17 protein-coding genes are annotated in these 20,857 nt (G+C 74.9%); 12 read left to right on the forward strand and 5 right to left on the reverse strand.

What is annotated here, in order from left to right; translation table 11 throughout:
• The first annotated feature begins 634 nt into the window (after positions 1-634).
• The 3 genes from GA0070609_RS04485 to npdG all read left to right on the forward strand — a co-directional run bounded on the left by GA0070609_RS04485 (position 635) and on the right by npdG (position 4,028).
• Positions 635-1,471 carry a histone gene (locus GA0070609_RS04485; RefSeq protein ID WP_088992620.1) on the forward strand — a complete coding sequence of 279 codons (837 nt, stop codon included), beginning with the start codon at positions 635-637 and terminating at the stop codon, positions 1,469-1,471.
• Positions 1,472-1,568: 97 nt separating this feature from the next.
• Positions 1,569-3,002 carry an RNB domain-containing ribonuclease gene (locus GA0070609_RS04490; RefSeq protein ID WP_088997490.1) on the forward strand — a complete coding sequence of 478 codons (1,434 nt, stop codon included), beginning with the start codon at positions 1,569-1,571 and terminating at the stop codon, positions 3,000-3,002.
• Between the two features lie 327 nt (positions 3,003-3,329).
• Positions 3,330-4,028: an NADPH-dependent F420 reductase gene (npdG, locus tag GA0070609_RS04495; protein ID WP_088992621.1), complete on the forward strand. Its 699-nt coding sequence runs from the start codon at positions 3,330-3,332 to the stop codon at positions 4,026-4,028.
• A gap of 121 nt (positions 4,029-4,149) precedes the next feature.
• Here the strand turns inward: npdG and panB are convergent, their stop codons facing one another.
• Together panB and GA0070609_RS04505 are read right to left on the reverse strand one after the other, a co-directional pair.
• Positions 4,150-4,995: a 3-methyl-2-oxobutanoate hydroxymethyltransferase gene (gene panB / locus GA0070609_RS04500; protein ID WP_088992622.1), complete on the reverse strand. Its 846-nt coding sequence runs from the start codon at positions 4,993-4,995 to the stop codon at positions 4,150-4,152.
• Between the two features lie 135 nt (positions 4,996-5,130).
• Positions 5,131-6,891: an NAD+ synthase gene (locus GA0070609_RS04505; RefSeq protein WP_088992623.1), complete on the reverse strand. Its 1,761-nt coding sequence runs from the start codon at positions 6,889-6,891 to the stop codon at positions 5,131-5,133.
• Positions 6,892-7,125: 234 nt separating this feature from the next.
• On the opposite strand from GA0070609_RS04505, the gene glnA reads away from it, so the two are divergent.
• The 4 genes from glnA to GA0070609_RS04525 all read left to right on the forward strand — a co-directional run bounded on the left by glnA (position 7,126) and on the right by GA0070609_RS04525 (position 10,487).
• Positions 7,126-8,475 (forward strand): type I glutamate--ammonia ligase, encoded by a 1,350-nt coding sequence (gene glnA / locus GA0070609_RS04510; protein WP_088992624.1) that lies wholly within the window; start codon positions 7,126-7,128, stop codon positions 8,473-8,475.
• A gap of 89 nt (positions 8,476-8,564) precedes the next feature.
• The gene (locus GA0070609_RS04515; RefSeq protein WP_088992625.1) at positions 8,565-8,990 is read left to right on the forward strand and encodes a DUF350 domain-containing protein; all 426 of its coding nucleotides are present in this window, start codon (positions 8,565-8,567) and stop codon (positions 8,988-8,990) included.
• 35 nt (positions 8,991-9,025) lie between these two features.
• The gene (locus GA0070609_RS04520; RefSeq protein ID WP_088992626.1) at positions 9,026-9,724 is read left to right on the forward strand and encodes a helix-turn-helix transcriptional regulator; all 699 of its coding nucleotides are present in this window, start codon (positions 9,026-9,028) and stop codon (positions 9,722-9,724) included.
• A gap of 388 nt (positions 9,725-10,112) precedes the next feature.
• Positions 10,113-10,487 carry a VOC family protein gene (locus GA0070609_RS04525; protein ID WP_088992627.1) on the forward strand — a complete coding sequence of 125 codons (375 nt, stop codon included), beginning with the start codon at positions 10,113-10,115 and terminating at the stop codon, positions 10,485-10,487.
• 165 nt (positions 10,488-10,652) lie between these two features.
• On the opposite strand, the gene GA0070609_RS04530 is transcribed toward GA0070609_RS04525, so the two are convergent.
• The 3 genes from GA0070609_RS04530 to GA0070609_RS04540 form a co-directional block, all read right to left on the reverse strand.
• Positions 10,653-11,120 carry a hypothetical protein gene (locus GA0070609_RS04530; RefSeq protein ID WP_088992628.1) on the reverse strand — a complete coding sequence of 156 codons (468 nt, stop codon included), beginning with the start codon at positions 11,118-11,120 and terminating at the stop codon, positions 10,653-10,655.
• 292 nt (positions 11,121-11,412) lie between these two features.
• Entirely contained in the window at positions 11,413-12,288 is an 876-nt protein-coding gene (locus GA0070609_RS04535) for a S66 peptidase family protein (protein WP_088997491.1), read from the reverse strand.
• A 100-nt stretch (positions 12,289-12,388) separates the two neighbouring features.
• A complete protein-coding gene (locus GA0070609_RS04540; protein ID WP_088992629.1) occupies positions 12,389-12,805 on the reverse strand; it encodes a VOC family protein in 417 nt (138 codons plus the stop codon).
• A 78-nt stretch (positions 12,806-12,883) separates the two neighbouring features.
• Between GA0070609_RS04540 and GA0070609_RS04545 the strand changes: the two genes are divergently transcribed.
• The 5 genes from GA0070609_RS04545 (at position 12,884) to GA0070609_RS04565 (ending at position 20,766) form a co-directional block, all read left to right on the forward strand.
• On the forward strand, positions 12,884-13,495 hold the full coding sequence (locus GA0070609_RS04545; RefSeq protein ID WP_088992630.1) for a TetR/AcrR family transcriptional regulator: 612 nt from the start codon (positions 12,884-12,886) through the stop codon (positions 13,493-13,495).
• A gap of 72 nt (positions 13,496-13,567) precedes the next feature.
• The gene (locus tag GA0070609_RS04550; protein ID WP_088992631.1) at positions 13,568-14,338 is read left to right on the forward strand and encodes a type 1 glutamine amidotransferase; all 771 of its coding nucleotides are present in this window, start codon (positions 13,568-13,570) and stop codon (positions 14,336-14,338) included.
• On the forward strand, positions 14,335-17,487 hold the full coding sequence (locus tag GA0070609_RS04555) for a bifunctional [glutamine synthetase] adenylyltransferase/[glutamine synthetase]-adenylyl-L-tyrosine phosphorylase (protein WP_088992632.1): 3,153 nt from the start codon (positions 14,335-14,337) through the stop codon (positions 17,485-17,487). Before GA0070609_RS04550 ends, GA0070609_RS04555 begins: the two co-directional genes overlap by 4 nt.
• On the forward strand, positions 17,480-19,129 hold the full coding sequence (locus GA0070609_RS04560) for a hypothetical protein (protein ID WP_231928534.1): 1,650 nt from the start codon (positions 17,480-17,482) through the stop codon (positions 19,127-19,129). Before GA0070609_RS04555 ends, GA0070609_RS04560 begins: the two co-directional genes overlap by 8 nt.
• Positions 19,130-19,362: 233 nt before the next feature.
• Positions 19,363-20,766 (forward strand): glycosyltransferase family 39 protein, encoded by a 1,404-nt coding sequence (locus tag GA0070609_RS04565; protein ID WP_088992633.1) that lies wholly within the window; start codon positions 19,363-19,365, stop codon positions 20,764-20,766.
• The last annotated feature ends 91 nt before the right edge of the window (positions 20,767-20,857 follow it).

Below are 20,857 nucleotides of genomic sequence, written 5' to 3' on the forward strand. Positions count from 1 at the left end.
GTCCACCCACCGCCAGCCGAACTCCGGAGCCCGCCGGTCCACCTGGTACGCGTCGAGATTCCACTCGCAGTCGGCGCACCAGGACAGCGCGCCGGGCAGCGACACCGTCCCGGCGCCGCAGTCCGGACAGCCGCTTTGGTCGGCCACCGTGTCGATCATGAGGTCCGATGGTGCTGGTGGCCGCGGCGTACCGGAACCGGCCGTTCGGCCGATCCCGTCTCGCCCCGGGCTTCGGCCGGCACCTGTTTCCGCAGTTCCGGCCCACTCCGCGAGGTAGCACGTCTACTGTGGAGACGAACGGACATTTGCGGTGTTCCGGTGGCGGCCGGGCGATTCGCGGTGCACAGTGATCTCATGAGCGACAGCGGGAGTGGTGGGCACTACTACTGGTGCACCCGACACCACCGGGTCGAGACCGATGCCGACGTGTGCCCTGCCAAGCACGTTCTCGGACCGTACGCCTCAGCCGCCGACGCGGAGAACGCCCTGCAGCGGGTGCGGGAGCGTAACGAAGCGTGGGACGCCGAGGACGCCCGTTGGGCCGGGGAGGACAGATGAGCGGCGCGGGACGGCCCGCGTCGAGGTACCGCGTGCTCCGCGAGGGCGAGAGCACGTCCCCAAGGAGGGAACCGAGATGGCCGTAACACCGAAGGCCACCCGCCCGGCCGCGAAACGGACCACCGCGAAGAAGACCGCCGCGGCGGAGCGGAACACCGGCGCGAGCCGCACCACGCCCGCGCGCCGGGCCGCCTCGACGACGGCGGCCAAGAAGGCGACCACGGGCGCCGGCCGGGCACCGGCGAAGAAGACCGCCAAGACGACCCCCGCCCGCAAGGCCGGCGCCAAGGCCACCACCGCGGCGAAGAAGGCCGCCGCCAAGGCGCCGGCCAAGAAGGCGGCGACCCGGACCACCGGCCCCGCGAAGAAGACCGCGGCAGCGGCGAAGAAGGCGCCCGCCAAGACCTCGACCGCGGCCCGGAAGGTCAGCTCCACGGCGAAGAAGACCACCGCGGCCGCCAAGAAGACCACCACGGCGGCGAAGAGGACCACGACGGCCGCGGCGAAGAAGACCACCACCGCGGCGAAGGCTCCGGCCAAGAAGGCCACCACGGCGGCGAAGGCTCCGGCGAAGAAGGCCACCACGGCGGCGAAGGCTCCGGCGAAGAAGACCACCACGGCGGCGAAGGCTCCGGCGAAGAAGGCCGCCGCCAAGAAGACCGCCGCCAAGAAGACGGCGCCGACCCGCCCCACCGGCACCGCCCGCAAGGCCGCGGCGAAGACCGCCCCGGCCCGCAAGGCACCCGCGAAGAAGGCGACGGCGACCTCCTCGACCACGGCCCGCAAAGCGGCCACAGCCAAGAAGGCTCCGGCGAAGCGGACCACGGCGGCCAAGGCGCCGGCGAAGAAGGCCACCACGCGTACGGGGGTGGCCCGCGGCACCCGGACCACGGCCCGGAAGGCCACCGGCTGACCTGCCGCGCCGGCCGGTCGGCGCCGACCGACCGGCCCGCTTCGACCGGCCCGCGCCGGGGAAGCGGATCAACCGCCGCGCTGTCAGGATGGACCCCGTGGTCATCCGACGCGTACTCGCGCCCCGCATCGACTTCGGCGCGCTGCGCCGCGAGCTGGGACTCCCCGAGGAGTTCCCGGTCGCGGCGCAGCGCGAGGCGGACGCCGCGGCGGCCGGGCCACCCCGCCCGAGCGTCGACCGCACCGACGTGCCGTTCGTGACCCTGGACCCGGCCGAGTCGCGCGACCTGGACCAGGCGATGTGCCTCACCCGCCGGCCCGGCGGCGGCTTCCGGGTGCGGTACGCGATCGCCGACGTGGCCGCGCACGTCCGCCCCGGCGGCGCGCTGGAGGAGGAGACCTGGCGGCGGGGGCAGACCGTCTACCTGCCCGACGGCAACGTGCCGCTGCACCCGGAGACGCTCAGCGAGGGCGCGGCGAGCCTGCTGCCGGACGTCGACCGGGCCGCCGTGGTGTGGACGATCGACCTGGACGCCGACGGCGACACCGTCGCCGTCCACCTGGAACGGGCGCTGGTGCGCAGCCGGGCCAAGCTCGACTACGCCGGCGTCCAGGCCGACGCCGACGCCGGCCGGCTGCCCGACCCGATCGCCCTGCTGCCCGAGCTCGGCGCGCTGCTCACCGCCCGCGGGCTGCGCCGGGGCGCGATCAACCTGCCGCTGCCCGAGCAGGACGTGGAGGCCGACGGCGACGGTTGGCGGTTGGTGCTGCGCGGCCCGGTGCCGATGGAGGAGCACAACGCCCAGATCTCGCTGCTGACCGGAATGGCCGCCGCCGACATCATGCTGGCCGGCGGGGTCGGCCTGCTCCGCACGATGCCGGCGCCGAAGCCCGAGGCGGTCCAGCGGCTGCGGGCCGCCGCCGCCCCGCTGGGCGTGCACTGGCCGGACGGCGCCGGCCCCGGTGAGGTGCTCGCCGGGCTGGACGCCGGGCAACCCCGGGCGGCCGCCTTCGTCGACCAGGCCGCCGAGCTGATGCGCGGCGCCGCGTACACCGCGTTCGACGGCGAGGTCCCCGAGCAGCCGCGGCACGGCGGCGTCGCGGCCGCGTACGCCCACGTCACGGCGCCGCTGCGGCGGCTGGCCGACCGGTACGCCACGGAGGTCTGCCTGGCGTTGCACGCCGGCCGGCCGGTGCCGGACTGGGTGCGCGCGGCGCTGCCCCGGCTGCCCGAGGCGATGGCCGTGACCGACCGGACCGCCTCGGCGGCCACCCGCGGCGCCATCGAGCTGGCCGAGGCGGTGCTGCTGGCGCACCGGGTGGGGGAGACCTTCGACGCCGCGGTGCTGGACGTCGACGCGCCGCCAAACGGCCGCGGCCGGCCGGGCCGGCCGCCGGGCGGCACGGTGGCGCTGGACGACCCGCCGGTGCGGGCCCGCTGCCTCGGCGAGCTGCCGCTCGGCGAGCGGATCCGGGTCCGGCTGGTCACCGCCGACCCGGCCGCCCGCTCGGTGGTCTTCGAACGCGCCTGACCCGCGCCGCACCGACGCGCGCCGTGCAGCCCGCGGGACTTTGGACCGCAGCGCGTGGCGCGCTGCCCGCCGGTGTCCGTCGACCCTGACCGCCGCAGGCTTCCCCGCAAACGCGCTGCCCGCCGAACCGGGCCGCCGCACGCTTGCGCGTGGTGCCCTGCCCGCCCGGCCTTGGCCGCCGCACGCCTGCGTGCGGCGCGCTGCCGGCCGGGGTCGGTCGACCCGGACCGCCGGGGCGGTGCGCCGCACTCGGGCCGCTCGGGGCAGCGGGGTTTGTCACAGCGCCGGACGGTGCTGCCGGGACACCGGGTTTGCGAGGATGACCGCATGGCATACGACGCGAGCGCACTGCCCGACGTGTCCGGGCTGACCGTCGGCATCATCGGCGGGACCGGCGACCAGGGGCGGGGTCTCGCCTACCGGTTCGCCCGGGCCGGCCAGCGGGTGCTGATCGGCTCCCGGTCGGCCGAGCGGGCCGCGCGGTCAGCCGAGGAGATCGCCGCCCTGCCCGGCGTACCGGCGGGGACGAGCGTCACCGGGGCCGGCAACGACGAGGTGGCCCGCGGCAGCGACATCGTCATCATCGCGGTGCCGTGGGACGGGCACGCCGCCACCGTCGCCGCGCTCGCCGAGCCGCTCGCCGGCAAGATCGTCGTCGACTGCGTCAACCCGCTCGGCTTCGACAAGCAGGGCCCGTACGCCCTGCCGGTGCCCGAGGGCAGCGCCGTCCAGCAGGCCGCCGGGCTGCTGCCGTCCTCCCGGGTCTGCGCGGCGTTCAACCACGTCAGCGCCCCGCTGCTGGCCGACCCGGAGATCGACCGGATCGACCTGGACGTGCTGATCTGCACCGAGGACCGGGAGGTGGCCGGGGTGGTCGCGGCGCTCGCCGCGCGGATCCCCGGGATGCGCGGCATCTACGCCGGCCGGCTGCGTAACGCCCACCAGATCGAGGCGTTCACCGCCAACCTGATCGCCATCAACAAGCGCTACAAGGCGCACGCCGGCATCCGCGTCACCGACCTCTGACGAACCCGGTGATCCACTGACGCTGAGCAGGGCGGATCAGCCGCTCCGCGCCTGCCCAGCAGCAGACGATCATGGCGTTGTCCCCCGGCGGGGCGTGAGCGACCCGCCGGGGGACAAGGGGTCAGAAGGTGTGGTCGGGGGTGGGGAAGTCGCCGCCGCGTACCTCGTCGGCGAAGCGGCGGGTGGCGTCGGCGAGGGTGCCGGCCAGGTCGGCGTAGCGCTTCACGAAGCGCGGCGCCTTGCCGGCGCGCAGCCCGGCCATGTCCTGCCAGACCAGCACCTGGGCGTCGGTGTCCGGGCCGGCGCCGATGCCCACGGTCGGGATCCGCAGCTCGTGCGTGATCCGCTTGGCCACCTCGCCGGGCACCATCTCCAGCACCACCGCGAACGCGCCCGCCTCGGCCACCGCGTGGGCGTCGGCGATCACCTCGTCGGCGGCGTCGCCGCGGCCCTGCACCCGGTAGCCGCCGAGGGCGTGCTCGCTCTGCGGGGTGAAGCCGATGTGCGCCATCACCGGGATGCCGGCGCCGGTGATCGCCGCGATCTGCGCCGCGCAGCGCCGGCCGCCCTCGAGCTTCACCGCGTGGCAGCCGCCCTCCTTCATGAACCGCACGGCGGTGCGCAGCGCCTGCGTCGGGCCCTCCTCGTACGAGCCGAAGGGCAGGTCACCGACGACCAGCGTGTGCCGGGTGGCCCGGACCACCGCGCGGACCAGCGGCAGCAGCTCCTCGGCGGTCACCGGGACGGTCGTCTCGTAGCCGAACACGTTGTTCGCCGCCGAGTCGCCGACCAGCAGTACCGGGATGCCGGCCTGGTCGAAGATCGACGCGGTGTACTGGTCGTACGAGGTGAGCATCGGCCACCGCTCGCCGCGCTCCTTGGCGGCGATCAGGTCGCGGGTGCGGATCCGGCGGGTGGCCGGGCCGCCGTAGAGGGCGGTCACCTCGGTCGGGGTGGACTCCACCATGACTCTCTCCTTCCTCGAGGCCGCGTACGCGGTCCCCGGGTTCCGCCGCGATCGTCGCACCGGACGGCCCGCCGGCGGCAGGGCGCAGTGGAGGATTTCACTCCCGGATCCGGTCCCGACCGGACCGGTGTGGGCTCAGCCCTTCTCCCGCCACCGGTTGGTGATCGGCAGCCGCCGGTCCCGGCCGAACGCCTTCATCGAGATCTTCGTGCCCGGCGCGGACTGCCGCCGCTTGTACTCGGCGGTATCCACCATCCGCAGCACCTTGTCGACCACCGCCGGATCGTGGCCGGACTCGACCAGCCCGTCCCGGCCCAGGTCACCGTCCACGTAGCCGATCAGGATCGGGTCGAGCACGTCGTAGTCGGGCAGGGTGTCGCTGTCCAGCTGGCCCGGGCTCAGCTCGGCGCTCGGCGGCTTGCCGATCGAGTTCTCCGGGATCGGCGGGGTCTCGCCCCGGCGGGCCGCGTCGGCGTTGCGCCACTTCGCCAGCCGCCAGATCAGCGTCTTCCAGACGTCCTTGACCGGGTTGAAGCCGCCCACCGAGTCGCCGTAGAGGGTGGAGTAGCCGACCGCCAGCTCGCTCTTGTTGCCGGTGGTCAGCACCAGGTGGCCCTCCTGGTTCGACAGCGCCATCAGGATCACCCCGCGCACCCGGGCCTGGAGGTTCTCTACCGTCACCCCGGACAGCGACATGTTGGCCAGGAAGGTGTCCACCATCGGCTGGATCGGCTCGGTCCGGTAGTCCAGCCCGGTGCGCTTGGCCAGCTCCGCCGCGTCCTCCCGGCTGTGCTCGGAGGAGTGCTGGCTGGGCAGCGACACCCCGACCACCCGGTCGGGCCCGAGCGCGTCCACGGCCAGCGCGGCCACCACCGCCGAGTCGATGCCGCCGGAGAGGCCGAGCACCACCGAGGGGAACCGGTTCTTGTTGACGTAGTCGCGCAGGCCGAGCACCAGCGCGTGCCACACCTCGGCCTCGTCGGCCACCGGGGCGATCAGCCCGCCGGCGACCGCCGGCCCGGTCGGCGCCGGCGGCAGCTCGCCCACCGCGGCGCGTACCACCCGCAGCCCGTCGGCCAGTTCGGTGTCCGCGGCGGCCGGCTCGGCCGCCGCGGGCAGCTCCAGGTCGTGCACCAGCAGGTGCTCGACGAACTGCGGCGCCCGGGCGAGCAGCTCGCCGTCCGCGCCGACCACCATCGAGTCGCCCTCGAAGACCAGCTCGTCCTGGCCGCCGATCATGTTGACGTACGCGATGGCCGCGCCCGCCTCGGCGGCCCGGCGGCGGACCAGCGGCAGCCGGATGTCGTCCTTGTTCAACTCGTACGGCGAGCCGTTGATGTTGACGACCAGCCCGACGCCGGCCTGCCGGGCGGCGGCGAACGGGCCGCCGGCCTGCCACAGGTCCTCGCAGATGGTCAGCGCCACGTCCACCCCGCCGACCCGGACCACTGTCAGCATGTCGCCCGGCAGGAAGTAACGGTCCTCGTCGAACACCCCGTAGTTGGGCAGGTGGTGCTTGAAGTAGGTGGCGACCACCTCGCCCCGGTGCAGCAGCGCGGCGGCGTTGCGGGCGCCCCGCCCCGGTTCGGCGTCCCCGGCGACCTGCGGCGGGCCGTCGGCGTCCAGGTAGCCGACCACCACCGCCAGGTCGCCCAGCCCGTCCGCGGCCAGGTCGGCGGCGAGCCGGCGCAGGGCCGCCTGCGAGGCCGCCACGAACGACCGCCGGAAGACCAGGTCCTCGACCGGGTAGCCGGTGAGCGCCATCTCCGGGAACGCGACGAGCTGGGCGTCGGCGTCGGCGGCCTGGCGCGTCCAGTCGCGGACCAGGGCGGCGTTGCCGGCGAGGTCGCCGACGGTCGGGTTGACCTGGCACAGGGCGAGACGCAGGGTGGGCATGCCCTCATCTTGCCCCAGCGACCGGAGCCCGACACGGCGGGCGGCGCGAGACGGCGCCCACCCCCGCGGCGCCGCGCGGGCCCTGGCCGGCACGGGCGGTCCGCGCGGCGGGACGCGGCGGGACGCCCGGCGGGAGGTTCGCGTAACGTCGGCGTAACGAGGCCGGTGGAGACTGGTCGGTCAGGCCGGGCCGGGGCCCATCCGGTGGCCGACGAGGTGTCGCGAGGAGTGGAAGTGGACCGTCAGCAGGAGTTCGTCCTCCGTACGCTGGAAGAGCGGGACATCCGGTTCGTCCGGCTCTGGTTCACCGACGTGCTCGGCACCCTGAAGAGCGTGTCGGTGGCGCCCGCCGAGCTGGAGGCGGCGTTCGAGGAGGGCATCGGGTTCGACGGCTCGGCGATCGAGGGCTTCGCCCGGGTCTTCGAGTCCGACATGGTGGCCATGCCCGACCCGACCACCTTCCAGGTCTTCCCGTTCGAGGGCGGGGTCAGCGGCGAGAGCGCCCGGATGTTCTGCGACATCCTGCTCCCCGACGGCGGGCCGTCCTGGGCCGACCCGCGGCACGTGCTGCGCCGGGCGTTGTCCAAGGCTGCGGAGAAGGGCTTCACCTTCTACACCCACCCCGAGATCGAGTTCTTCCTGCTGGAGAACGGCCCGCTGGACGGCTCGGTGCCCACGCCGGTGGACACCGGCGGCTACTTCGAGCACACCACCCACGCGGTGGCCCGCGACTTCCGCCGCCAGGCGGTGCTGGCGCTGGAGCGGATCGGCATCTCGGTGGAGTTCAGCCACCACGAGGTGGCCCCCGGCCAGCAGGAGATCGACCTGCGCTACGCCGACGCGCTCACCACCGCCGACAACATCATGACCTTCCGGCACGTGGTGAAGGAGGTGGCGCTCTCCACCGGCGTGCAGGCCACCTTCATGCCGAAGCCGTTCACCGACCAGCCGGGCAGCGGGATGCACACCCACCTGTCGCTGTTCGAGGGGGAGCGCAACGCGTTCCACGACGCCGGCGACCCGATGAAGCTGTCCAAGGTGGCCCGCGCGTTCATCGCCGGGCTGCTGGTGCACGCCCGCGAGTACACGGCGGTCACCAACCAGTGGGTGAACTCCTACAAGCGACTCTTCCCGCAGGCCCTGCCGGACCGGGTCACCGAGAGCCCGGCGTACGTCTGCTGGGGTCACCTGAACCGGTCCGCGCTGGTCCGGGTGCCCGCGTACGGCAAGCCGAACTCGGCCCGGGTCGAGGTCCGCTCGCCGGACTCGGCGGCCAACCCGTACCTGGCCTTCGCGGTGCTGCTCGGCGCCGGCCTCAAGGGCATCGAGGAGGGCTACGAGCTGCCGCCGGGCGCCGAGGACGACGTCTGGTCGCTGACCAGCGCCGAGCGGCGGGCGATGGGCTACGAGCCGCTGCCGGAGAACCTCGCCGAGGCGATCGACGTGATGGCGGGCTCGGAGCTGGTCGCCGAGGTGCTCGGCGAGCACGTCTTCGACTTCTTCCTGCGCAACAAGCGCGCCGAGTGGGAGCAGTACCGCCGCGAGGTCACCCCGTACGAGCGGCAGCGTTACCTGTCGCTGTAGCCGGGGCTGCCGGCGGTGGCGCGCTGCCGCTATCGTCTCGATCACCGCGCCGGCACCCCCGCCGGGCGTAGCCGGTCGGGAGGCAGTCGGTGCTGGAGGATCTGCTCAGCGGAGCCTGGCAGAGTGTGGTGTTCGGGGTCGTCGGGGTGGCCCTGATGGCGGCCGGATTCCTGTTGGTCGACCTGCTGACCCCGGGGCGGCTGCGGGAGCTGATCTGGGTGCGCCGCAACGGCAACGCCGCGCTGCTGCTCGCCGCCAACCAGCTCGGCATCGCCGGGATCGTCTTCACCGCGATCCTGACCAGCTACAGCGACTTCACCAAGGGGTTGGCGTCCACGCTGATCTTCGGGCTGATCGGGTTGGCCATCATGGCGCTGGCCTTCTTCGTGCTGGACCTGCTCACCCCGGGCCGGCTCGGGGAGATCATCTGCGCGGATGAGCCGCACCCGGCGGCTCGGGTCAGCGCCGCCACCCACTTCGGCGCCGCGCTGATCGTCTGCGCCTGCATCGCCTGAGCCGGCCTGTCGTACCCGCGGCCTAGGGTCGCGGGGTGAACCGCACGGACCGTCTCTACGCGCTGGTCGAGGAGTTGCGCGCGGTGTCGCCGCGGCCCCGCAGCGCCCGCTGGCTGGCCGAGCGATTCGAGGTCAGCACCCGCACCATCGAGCGCGACATCGGCGCCCTGCAACAGTCCGGGGTGCCGATCTGGGCCGAGCCGGGCCGCACCGGCGGCTACGCGGTCGACCGCGCCCGCACCCTGCCGCCGGTGAACCTCACCCCCGGCGAGGCGGTGGCGATGGCGGTGGCGCTGCACCGGCTGCGCGGCACGCCGTTCGCCGCGGCGGCCGGCACCGCGCTGCGCAAGCTGCTCGCGGTGATGCCCGCCGCCGACGCCGCCGAGGCGCACCGGCTGGCCGCGCGGGTGCACCTGATCGGCGACGGGCCGGTGACGCCCGTCCCGGCCACCGTCGCCGACGCGGTGCCCGCCGGGCGGGTGCTGCGGATCCGGTACGCCGACCGCGCCGGCGCCGGGACGCTGCGCGAGGTCGAGCCGCTCGGCTACCTCGGCAACCCGCGGCACTGGTACCTGCTGGCCTGGTGCCGGCTGCGCGACGGCATCCGGGCGTTCCGCACCGACCGGATCGTCTCGGTGACCACTCTCGCCGAGCGGGTCCCGCAGCGGGACCTCGACCTGGACACCGCCTGCGACATCCCGCGGGAGCGACTCCGCCGCCTCACCCTGGTCTGACTGACGACGACGGCCGTCTCGGCACGGTTCGGCTCGACGACGCCGCCGCTCGACGGACGGCAGCGCTGGCCGGATTTGCTGGGTCGCGCTGCCGGGCGCGAGGTGCTGCCGGGTGCTTGCTGGGGGCGCTGCCGGGCGCATGCTGGGCCGCGCGGCCGGTTGCGCGGTGCCGCCGGGTGCTTGCTGGGTCGCCGGGCTGCCGGGTGCGGGGTGCTACCGGGTGCTTGCTGGGCCACCGCGCTGCCGGGTGCGCGGTGCCGCCGGGCGTCCGGTGGTGGTGCCGGGATCGGGGCGGGAAACACCGACAGGGGGCTGTCGCGGGCGGGGCGAAAGCTGGGGATCGACGGCGCCGGCCGACCGGCCGGCGCGTGGATCCGGGAGGCACCACATGACCATCAGCAACGGCGTGACCTGGTTCGAGATCGGCACCGAGCGGCCGGACGAGGCCGAGCGGTTCTACGGCGACCTGTTCGGCTGGAGCTTCACCGAGGAGGGCGCTGGCGGCGCCACGTACCGGACGACCGGAGCCGGCGGGAGCGAGGGGATCGGCGGCGCGATCCGGGGCACCGGCGGCACCGGCCCGAACTACGCCATCTTCTACGTACAGGTGGCCGACGTGGCGGCGACCTGCCGACGGGCGGAGGCGGCCGGCGGCAAGGTGCTGGTGCCGCGTAAGCAGAACGACAACGGGCTCAGCTTCGCCCACCTGCTCGACCCGGCCGGCAACCACGTCGGCGTTTTCACCCCGCCGCCGGCCGGCTGAGCCGGACCGGCCGGTCCGTACCGCTCGGAACGCGCGGACTCGTCGCCGGGCCGTGATGCCTGGGAGTCATCACGATGACTCCCAGGCATCACGGCGGGAAGGGGCACCCGAACCGGGCGACCGGTGGGCAGACCCGGGTCGAGCGCGTGGGGCGTCAGCCCGATCTCACTTACCGGCCGGGCCGCCGTGCCCGCCGCGGCCGCCCGGGCCGCCCTGGCCGTGGCCGGCCGGGCCGCCGGGGAAGACGCCGGCCTCGCCCGCCGCGGTGATCGCGTCGGCCTGCTCCTGGGTGAGCTTGCCGTCCTCGACGGCCTGCGCCAGCCGCTCCTTCAGCGCCGCCTGCCGGTCCTCGGCGGACGGGCGCTCCGGCCGGTCGGCCGGCTTGCGTTCCTCGCGGATCTTCTCCAGCGCGGCGGTCACCTTGTCGGTGGAAACGCCCAGCTCCTTCGCGAGCGCCTCGGCGAACTCGGCCTGGCGGTCGGCCCGCTGCTGCTGCCGGTCGTCGTTGGCGCTCGCGCTCGGTGCCGGGTCGGTGCCGTCGGCGGCGAAGGCGACCGTCGGGGCGGCGACCCCGAGGCCGAGCACGCCGGCCGTCGCCAGCCCCGCGATCAGGTGCTTCCTCGTCATGGCCATGCTGTCCTCCAACTCGTCGGTACGTGTTGCGCTGACCTCACCGACGGTGACCAGCCGACCTGGGGGCGCCCCATGGCGAACCTGTCAGCGAGCTGGCAATCCAGGCCGCCCGGCCCGGACAAACCGGTTGCTCCCGGACGCCCCAGCGGTAAGGGCGGACGGTCGCCCGACCCGACCCTCGCCCGTCCCCGGCGCGTTGATCATGAGGTTAGCGGTGCCGATTCCGGCATTTCGCGCCGCTAACCTCATGATCAACCAGCGGTGGAGGAGGGGAGGTGGGGGAGGGAGGGGGTTAGTGGACGGCGGGGGTGGCGGTGAGGGTTTCGGTGTCGGTGTCGAGGGTGGCTTCGGTGCCGACGGGGACGGTGAGCTGGCCGGGGCCGTGGCCGATGGGGAGGCCGCCGAGGACCGGGACGCCGAGGTCGCCGAGGCGCTCGGCGAGCACGTCGGCGACGGTGACCGACCAGCCGTCCGCGCAGTCGGTGAACTGGCCCACCGCCACCCCGGCCAACCCGTCCAACGCGCCGGCCCGGCGCAGCTGGGTGAGCATCCGGTCCACCTTGTACGGCGGTTCCCCCACGTCCTCGATCAGCAGCACCGCCCCGGTCAGGTCCGGCATGTCCGGGGTGCCGAGCGACGCCACGATCAGGCAGAGGTTCCCGCCGAGCAGCCGGCCGGTGGCCCGGCCGGGCACCCGTACCGGGTAGGTCTCCTCACCGGGCACCGCGGTCACCGTGACCGGCTCGGTGGTCATCAGTGCGGCGTGCAGGGACTCGGCGGACCGGGGCGGGGTGCGGTCGTCCGTCCAGGCCGCGCCGGGGCCGTGCACGCTGGCCAGCCGGGCGCCCCGCCAGAGCGCGAACTGCAACGCGGTGATGTCCGAGAAGCCGGCCACCACCTTCGGGTCCCGGCGTACGGCGGCCATGTCGATCGCGTCCACCACCCGCTGCGCGCCGTACCCGCCCCGGGTGCAGATCACCCCGCGTACCTCGGGGTCGGCGAACGCCGCGTTCAGGTCGGCGGCCCGCAACTCGTCCGCGCCGGCCAGGTAGCCCTGCCGGGCGTACGCGTTGGGCGCCAGCTTCGGCCGCAGCCCCCAGCCGGTGAGCAGCTCGATGCCGCGGGCCACCCGTTCCGGCCGGGTCGGCCCGGACGGCGACACCAGCATCACCGTGTCGCCGGGGCGCAGCACCGGCGGGCGGAGGACGGACGGCTGCTCGGGCGTGGTGTGGTCGGGCACAGCGGCAGAGCCTAGTCGCGCCGGGGACCTATCCGGTGACGTACCGCTGCGCCCACTCGCCGGTCGGCGGGATGGGGGTGATGACGTCGATCAGGACGCCGTCCGGGGCGGCCAGGATGAAGTGCCGCTGGCCGAAGTCCTCGCTGCGCAGCTCCAGTTCGACGGGGAGGCCGGCCCGGACGGCGAGGCGCTCCCACTCGGCGTCGACGTCGCTCACCTCGAGGTTGAGCAGCAGCCCGCGCACCGGAGCCCGGTACGCCGCCGGCAGGGTCGGGTGCCGGTGGTCGAGCAGGGCCAGCTCGCACTCCGGCGGGCCGGGGCGGCGCAGGCTCACGTACCAGTCGGCCTCGAAGGTCGGCTCGAAGCCCAGGTGTTCCTGGTAGAAGTCGCGAGCCTCGGTGAGCCGGCCGGTGCAGACGACCGGATAGAAGCTGGTCAGGTTCATGGGGGAATCCCCTTTCGCATACCATCGGTATGTGAAGGACGCTAATTCGCGTACCGTTGGTATGTCAATGGAGGGTCGATGACGCAGGGGATCCGGGCCCGGCAGCGCGCACAGACCCGGGCGGCGCTGGTGCGCCAGGGGCGGCGGCTCTTCGCCACCCAGGGCTACGCGGCCGTCGGGCTGGCGGAGCTGGTCGAGGCCGCCGGGGTCACGAAGGGCGCGCTCTACCACCACTTCACCGGCAAACCCGACCTGTTCCGGGCGGTCCTCGCGGAGGTGCAGCAGGAGGTCGCCGACCGGGTGGCGGCCGCCGCCGACGCCCACCACGACCCGTGGTCCCGGTTCACCGCCGGCTGCCGGGCCTTCCTCACCGCGAGCACCGATCCGCAGCTGCAACGGATCATGCTGGTCGACGGCCCGGCGGTGCTCGGCTGGAACGAGTGGCGCGCGCTGGACGAGGCGACCTCCGGCCGGCACCTGGCCGAGGCGCTGACCGAGCTGGTCGACTCCGGGACGATCGGCCGGCAGCCGGTCGCGCCACTGGCCCGGCTGCTCTCCGGCGCCATGAACGAGGCGGCGCTCTGGCTGGCCGGGACGACGGATCCGGCTGCCCTCAACGACACCTGGGCGGCGCTGTCCCGAATGCTGGCCGCCCTGCGCACCCCGAGCCCCGCCGGCTCCGCCGGGTGACGGCACCGGCGTGTGCGTGCCGCCCGTGGAGCCGCTCCGGGGTTCGGCGGGGCACCGGCTAGCCTCGACGGCGTGGCAACCGCGCTGGTGATCGAGAACGACCCGACCGACGACGCCCGCCGGCTGGGCGAGTGGCTGACCGAGGCCGGGCTGGAGCTGTGGGTGGTACGGCCGCACGCCGGTGACGAGCTCCCCGCCGACCTGGCGGGGTACGCGGCGCTGGTGGTGCTCGGCGGCGAGCAGCAGGCGTACCCGCTGCCGGACGGATCACCGGGCGCGCCCTGGTTCCCGGCGGTGGAGGGGCTGCTCCGCAAGGCTGTCCGGCACCGCGTGCCCACCCTGGCCATCTGCCTGGGCGCGCAGCTGCTGGCCACCGCGCACGCCGGTCAGGTGGAGCGCAGCCCGTCCGGGCCGGAGATCGGCCCGGCCGTGGTCGGTCGCCGGGACGCCGCCGAGGCCGACCCGCTCTTCCGGTACGTGCCGCTGATCCCGGACGTGCTCCAGTGGCACGCCGACGAGATCACCGAACTGCCCCGTGGCGCCACCCTGCTGGCCGCCTCCACCCGCTACCCGCACCAGGCGTTCCGCCTCGGCGACCGGGCCTGGGGGCTGCAGTTCCACATCGAGTGCGACACCGCGATGATCGCCGACTGGGCCGCCGACTCCACCATGCTGGCCGAGCTGGGCTACGACCCGGAGCTGGTGGTGGCCGCCTGCCACGGGGTGATGGTCGACGTCGAGGAGGTCTGGCAGCCGTTCGCCGCCCGGTTCGCCGCGCTGGCCCTCGGCGAACTGGACGACAGCGGGCCGCGGCGCAGCCTGCCGCTGCTCGGGCAGGGATGAGCCGGCCGACCAGGGCCGCCGGGCGGCTGGCCCGCTACGGCTTCGGGATCGGCGAGGACGACGGCGGGGCACGGGCGGCCGACCTGCTCGGCCCGGACGGGCTGGGCCTGTGGCGGCCGGACACCCAGGAGCCGGCCGACGAGGCGGCGGCGGAGCTGCTGGCGGCGCTGTCCCGGGCCGCCGACCCCGACCTGGCGCTGCGCCAACTGCACCGCCTGGTGGAGGCCGAGCGCCGGGCGAGCGCGACCGACAACCGCGCCGCGGCCGCCACCGTCAGTCAGCGCGGGGGTACCGGTCGGGCCGCGGCCGCCGGCCAGCGCGGGGGCACCGGCGCGGCAGCGGACCCGGCCGGCGGCGCGGCGGAATCCGCGGCCGGGATCGGTGCCGGGTCGGCCCTGCTGGCCGCGCTCGGCGACGACCCGGGGCTGCGGCGCCGGCTGCTCGCGGTGCTCGGCGCCTCGTCGGCGCTCGGCGACCACCTGGTGGCCAACCCGGACCAGTGGACCGCGCTGCGCACCGCCCCGGACGGGCTCGCACCGACCGCCGAGGGGCGGCTCGACCTGACCGGCGACGGCAACCCGATCGCGGTGCTGCGCCGGGCGTACCGGCTGGCGCTGCTGCGGATCGCGGCGGCCGACCTGACCGGCGGGCGGGGCCTGGAGCAGACCATGGCCGCGCTCTCCGCGCTGGCCGACGCCACCCTCGCGGCGGCGTACGGGATCGCGGTCGGTGAACTGCCGGCGGGCACGCCCCACCCCCGGCTGGCCGTGGTGGCGATGGGCAAGTGCGGCGGCGACGAGCTGAACTACGTCTCCGACGTGGACGTGATCTTCGTGGCCGCCGAGGACGCCGATCTCGCCGCGGCGACCACGGTCGCCACCCGGCTGATCCACATCTGCGGGCTGGTCGCCTGGCCGGTCGACGCCGCGCTGCGTCCGGAGGGCAACCGGGGGCCGCTGGTGCGTACCCTCGCCAGCCACCTGGCCTACTACCGGCGCTGGGCCCGCACCTGGGAGTTCCAGGCCCTGCTCAAGGCGCGGCCGGCCGCCGGCGACCTGGCGCTCGGGCGGGAGTGGATCGACCAGCTCGCCCCGCTGCTGTGGCGGGCGGCCGAGCGGCCGGAGGCCGTCGAGGACGTCCGCGCCATGCGCCGCAAGATCATCGACAACATCCCGCCGAAGGAGCTGGAGCGCGAGATCAAGCGCGGCCCGGGCGGGCTGCGCGACATCGAGTTCGCGGTGCAGCTGCTGCAACTGGTGCACGGGCGGGGCGACGAGTCGCTGCGGGTGCCCGGCACGATCCCGGCGCTGCGCGCGTTGGTGGCCGGCGGTTACGTGGGCCGGGCCGACGGCGAGGCGCTGCTGCGCGGCTACCGCTTCCTGCGTACCGTCGAGCACCGCCTCCAGTTGCAGGGCCTGCGCCGCACCCACACCGTGCCGGCCGACCCGGTCGGGCTGCGCTGGCTGGCCGCCGCGCTCGGCTACCAGGCCACGCCGGGCCGCAGCGCCGTCGAGGAGTTCCGCGCCGAGTGGGTCACCCACGCCACCGAGGTACGCCGGCTGCACGCCAAGCTGCTCTACCGGCCGCTGCTGGAGTCGGTGGCCCGGGTGCCCGCCGACGGGCTGCGGCTGACCCCGGAGGCGGCCCGGCACCGGCTGGAGATCCTCGGCTTCGCCGACCCGGCCGGGGCGCTGCGCCACCTGCAGGCCCTCACCGGCGGGGTGAGCCGCACCGCCGCCATCCAGCGCACCCTGCTGCCGGTGCTGCTCAGCGAGTTCGCCGACGCCCCCGAACCGGACCGCGGCCTGCTCAACTACCGGCAGGTCTCCGACAAGCTCGGCAGCACCCCCTGGTACCTGCGGCTGCTGCGCGACTCCGGCCCGGTCGCCCGCCGGCTGGCCCGGGTGCTCTCCTCCTCCCGGTACGCCGCCGACCTGCTCGCCCGGGAGCCGGAGGCGCTGCGGCTGCTGGCCGAGGAGAGCGAGCTGACCCCGCGCCCGCGGGACGTGCTCCACGAGGGGTTCGCCGCCGCGGCCGCCCGGCACGCCGACCCGGTCGAGGCGACCGGGGCGGTCCGCGCGTTGCGCCGCCGGGAACTGGTCCGGCTGGCCTGCGCCGACGTGCTGAGCCGGGCCGGTTCCCTGGCTCCCGCCCCACCCCGTCCGGACGGCGCGGGACGCGCCACGCCGGCGCTGACCGACGTCACCGCGGTCGGCGCGGCGCTGGCCGACGTCACCGACGCCACGCTGGCCGCGGCGCTGCGCGTCGCCCGGGCCAGCCGGCCCGAGCCGCCGGGGCTGCGGTTCGCGGTGATCGGCATGGGCCGGCTCGGCGGGTACGAGTCGAACTACCTCTCCGACGCCGACGTGCTCTTCGTCTACGACCCGCCGGCGGGCGCCGCCGAGAGCGCGGCCAGCGCGGCCGCGCACGCCGTCGCCGAGGAGCTGCGCCGGCTGCTCGCCATGCCCGCCCCCGACCCGCCGCTGGGTGTGGACGCGGACCTGCGCCCGGAGGGCCGGCAGGGGCCGCTGGTCCGCAGCCTCGCCGCGTACACCCAGTACTACGCCCGCTGGTCGAAGGTGTGGGAGGCGCAGGCGCTGCTGCGCGCCCGGTTCGTCTGCGGCGACGCCGACCTGGGCGCCGAGTTCGAGGCGCTGGTCGACCCGGTCCGCTATCCGGCCGAGGGGCTGACCCGCGAGCAGGTGGTGGAGATCCGCCGGATCAAGGCGCGGGTGGAGCACGAGCGGCTGCCCCGCGGCGCCGACCCGGCCACCCACACCAAGCTGGGCCGGGGCGGGCTGGCCGACGTCGAGTGGGCGGTACAGCTGCTCCAGCTGCGCCACGGCGGGGCGAACCCGGCGCTGCGCGGCACGCGTACCCTCGACGCCCTCGCGGCGGCCCGGGACGCGGGCCTGGTCGACCCGGCGGACGCCGCCGCGATGGCCGCCGGCTGGACTCTGGCCGCACAGGTGCGTAACGCGCTGATGCTGGTCCGCGGCCGGGCCGGCGACCAGCTGCCCCGGCACGGGGTGGAGCTGGCCGGGGTGGTCCGGCTGCTCGGCCGGGACGATCCTGGCGAGTTCCTCGACGAGTACCTGCGCACCGGCCGACGGTCCCGGGCGGCGATGGAACGGGTGCTCGATGCCTGAGGCACAAGGACGTGCCCCTACCCATCGGTTCCCGAGGAGCGTTCTCCCGCTGCTCACCGGGCGCGCCTGGCTGCCCGCGGCCGGCACGGCGCTGCTGCTGGCCGCGGCGTTCCTGCTCGCCCCGCCGATGGGCACCGACCTCGCCGCCCAGGTGGCCCGGGCGGAGTTCGCCGACCGCTACGCCGCCCCCGTCGACCTCGGCTGGTACGGCGGCGTCGACCAGTACGGTTACAGCCTGTTCGTTGCCCGCCTGGCCGCCTGGACCGGGCCCCGGCCGCTCGGGGCGGTCGCCGCGGTGCTCGCCGCCGGGGCGCTGGGCTGGCTGTTCGCCCGGCACCGGGCCCGCCGCCCCGTGCTGGCCGGGGTACTTGGCGCGGTGGTTCTGGTCGGCAACCTGGTCAGCGGCCGGATCACCTTCGCCGTCGGGCTGGCGCTCGGCCTGCTCGCTCTCTGCGTGGTCTCCGCTGATCGACCGGCCCGCCCCGGGCGGCTGGTTCTGGCCGGGCTGCTTGCCGCGCTCGCCACCTGGGCCAGCCCGGTCGCCGGGCTGTTCACCGGCCTGGCTGGCGCGGCCCTGCTGCTGGCCAGCCTGCGCCGGATGCCCGGCCCGGGACGACCGCTGCCCGGCGGCTGGCGGGTCGACCGCCCGCTCGGTGAGGCACTGACGCTCTGCCTTGCCCCGGCGCTCGCCCTTGCCCCGATGGCGCTGCTGTTCGGCAACGGCGGCAGCCAGCCGTTCAGTGCCGAGTCGATGCGGATCAACGTGGCGTTGGCTGTGGCGGTGTTCTTCGTGGTGCCGCGCCGCCGCCGGGTGCTGCGGGTCGGCGCCGCGCTGACCGTGCTGCTGTTGGTCGCCGCCCAGGCGGTGCCCAGCCCGATCGGCTCCAACGCGCTGCGGCTGCCGATGCTCTTCGCCCTTCCGCTGCTCGCCGGCTACGCTTCGCTGCCCGGTCCGTGGCTGGCTGGGCTCCTTGCCGCCTGCGTCTGGTGGCAGAACCCGGTGATGACCAGCGATCTGGCCCGGGCCGGCTCGCCGGAGAGTGCCGCCGCGTTCTACCGGCCGCTCGTCGACGAGCTGGACCGCCGGCAGCCGGTGGGCCGGGTTGAGGTGGTGCCGCTGCGCGACCACTGGGAGTCCGCGTACCTGCCGGCGACCGTGCCGCTGGCCCGGGGCTGGGAGCGGCAGGTCGACACCGACCGCAACGGACTCTTCTACGCCGACGACCTGACCCCCGAGGAATACGCCAGGTGGCTGCGCCGGGAGGCGGTCGAATACGTCGCGCTGGCCCCGGACAGCCCGCCCGACCGGTACGCCCGGCAGGAGGCTGCCCTGGTCGCCGCCGGTCAGCCGTATCTGCGCGAGGTGTGGCGGGACGGGACGTGGCGGCTCTACGCGGTGGTCGACCCGACCCCGCTGGTCGGCGCGCCGGCCCGGCTGGTCAGCTCCGGTCGGGCCGCCGTCCGGTTCGTCACCGACGCCCCCGGTGACGTGCCGGTGCGGGTGCGCTGGTCGCGGTGGCTGTCGCTGCAGGGGGCGGGCGGGTGTCTGCGGCCCGGCGCAGACGGGTGGACCGAGGTGCGGGTCCGGGTGCCGGGTCAGTTCTCGATCTCCAGCAGCCTCGCCCCGGCGAACCACTGCTAACGGGGCCGGCCGCTCACCACTCGGGCAGGGAACCCGCATGCCGGCCAGGACCGGAGAGAACTGCTGACTGTCGCCGCGACCTCGAACGGTGGCTGCCGTACGAGGCGTAATCGGAAGCAGAGCGGGAATGCGCCGGCCCGCTCACCGCCCCTGACGAGGCGGAGCCGAAAAGGAGAGGACGACGCGGCATCGGCCCTGACCGGCGCAGCCCCGCTACCCGTCGGGCGGCAGGAATGATCCTGGCGTGCGGGCTGGCCGCCGCTCTGCTTCGAATGCCCTTCCTCTGGACCGGGCTCGGCATGGACGAGGGGGGCTACGCGCACGTCGTACAGCAGTGGTCCCGGGGTGCCCGGTTGTACGGGGAGGCGTGGCTCGACCGCCCGCAAGGGCTGCTGCTGACGTACCGGCTCCTGCTCTGGCTCGACGACGACGGCTGGACCATCCGGCTCGGTGCGGTGCTCGCGGGTGTGGGCATCACGGTGCTGGTCGGAATGATCGGTTGGCTGCTCGTGGATTCTCGGACGGGGGTAGCCGCAGCAGGGCTGTACGCGGTGGCAGGCGTCGCCCCGAACATCGAGGGATTCACTCTCAACGGAGAACTCCTCGCCAGCTTCCCGGCGACCCTGGCCGTGGCCGCTGCCCTGCTCTGGCTCCGGCACCAGTCAGCGATGTGGCTCGTCACGGCCGGCCTTGCGGCGGGCGTCGCCATGACGATGAAGCTGTCCGGCCTGGACGGGATAGCCGTCGGTCTGGTCGTGGCCCTGCTCCGTCCGCGGTCCGGCCGGGTCATCGGGTCACCCCAGGCGCTCTTCCTCGGTGCGTCCGCCGCGCCAGTCGGGTTGTCTGCCCTGCACGGCTGGCACCTGGGCTGGCGCGAGTACTGGACGGCGCTCGTCGGTTACCAGGTCACCGCGATGGGCGAACCCGCCGCCGGACCCGCTGCCCGCTGGGCCGACTTCACCGGTAGCCTCGGTCCCGCCGCCCGGGACCTGGCGGTGGTGGCGGGGGCGGCCGCCGTCGGACTCTGGCTGCTGCGCGGCGCGCGGCCGGCGAGGCGTGTCCTGCTCGCCTGGCTCGGTGGCGCAGCCCTGGGGGTGAACGTCGGTGGCTCGTACTGGCCGCACTACTACGTACAACTGCTTCCGCCGCTCACGGTGGCGGCCGCGGCAGCGGTCGCCGCTGTCCGCCGGCCCCGCCTGCGGATGGTGGCAGCCACGTCGGTTCTGCTGCCCCAGCTCATCTGGCTCGGCGCGTTGGTGCCGGCCAGCGCCGAGGAACGGCAGCAGCGGATCCCCTACTACGGCCTCGCACGTCGGGACGAACGGATCGCGGCGGTCATCCGGGCCGAGACGTTCCCGGACGACCGCATCTTCGTCCTCGTCTCCAGGAGCAACATCTACTTCCTCGCGCAGCGAACGACCGACTACCCGTACCTCTGGGGCAAGCCGATAGAGAAGATCCCCGACGCGCTGCCCCGCCTGCGGGCCATGCTCGACGGTCCACAGCGCCCGGCGTTGATCGTGCTGGACGGCGACCCGAGAAGGGTGGACAGCTCCGGTGAGCTGAGCCGGATCCTCGCCGAGCACTACCGCGTCCGGCGGGTGGTGGAGGGCGTGCCGCTACTGACCACTGCCTAGGTTTCCCCGGGGACCGCCGGCGGGCCGCCGCAGCGGAGCGCCGGCCTGTCCGCCGGGGACAACTGCTGGTCCGGTGCTCACCGTCGGCGGC

The organism is Micromonospora echinaurantiaca (genome assembly GCF_900090235.1).
In the GTDB taxonomy this organism is placed as follows: Bacteria; Actinomycetota; Actinomycetes; order Mycobacteriales; family Micromonosporaceae; genus Micromonospora; species Micromonospora echinaurantiaca.

Coding starts and splice junctions, on each gene's coding strand:
- GA0070609_RS04485 (WP_088992620.1), top strand. CDS start 635: ATGGCCGTAACACCGAAGGCCACCCGCCCGGCCGCGAAACGGACCACC.
- npdG (WP_088992621.1), top strand. CDS start 3,330: ATGGCATACGACGCGAGCGCACTGCCCGACGTGTCCGGGCTGACCGTC.
- panB (WP_088992622.1), bottom strand. CDS start 4,995: ATGGTGGAGTCCACCCCGACCGAGGTGACCGCCCTCTACGGCGGCCCG.
- GA0070609_RS04505 (WP_088992623.1), bottom strand. CDS start 6,891: ATGCCCACCCTGCGTCTCGCCCTGTGCCAGGTCAACCCGACCGTCGGC.
- GA0070609_RS04525 (WP_088992627.1), top strand. CDS start 10,113: ATGACCATCAGCAACGGCGTGACCTGGTTCGAGATCGGCACCGAGCGG.
- GA0070609_RS04530 (WP_088992628.1), bottom strand. CDS start 11,120: ATGGCCATGACGAGGAAGCACCTGATCGCGGGGCTGGCGACGGCCGGC.
- GA0070609_RS04535 (WP_088997491.1), bottom strand. CDS start 12,288: ATGCTGGTGTCGCCGTCCGGGCCGACCCGGCCGGAACGGGTGGCCCGC.
- GA0070609_RS04540 (WP_088992629.1), bottom strand. CDS start 12,805: ATGAACCTGACCAGCTTCTATCCGGTCGTCTGCACCGGCCGGCTCACC.
- GA0070609_RS04545 (WP_088992630.1), top strand. CDS start 12,884: ATGACGCAGGGGATCCGGGCCCGGCAGCGCGCACAGACCCGGGCGGCG.
- GA0070609_RS04555 (WP_088992632.1), top strand. CDS start 14,335: ATGAGCCGGCCGACCAGGGCCGCCGGGCGGCTGGCCCGCTACGGCTTC.
- GA0070609_RS04560 (WP_231928534.1), top strand. CDS start 17,480: ATGCCTGAGGCACAAGGACGTGCCCCTACCCATCGGTTCCCGAGGAGC.
- GA0070609_RS04565 (WP_088992633.1), top strand. CDS start 19,363: ATGATCCTGGCGTGCGGGCTGGCCGCCGCTCTGCTTCGAATGCCCTTC.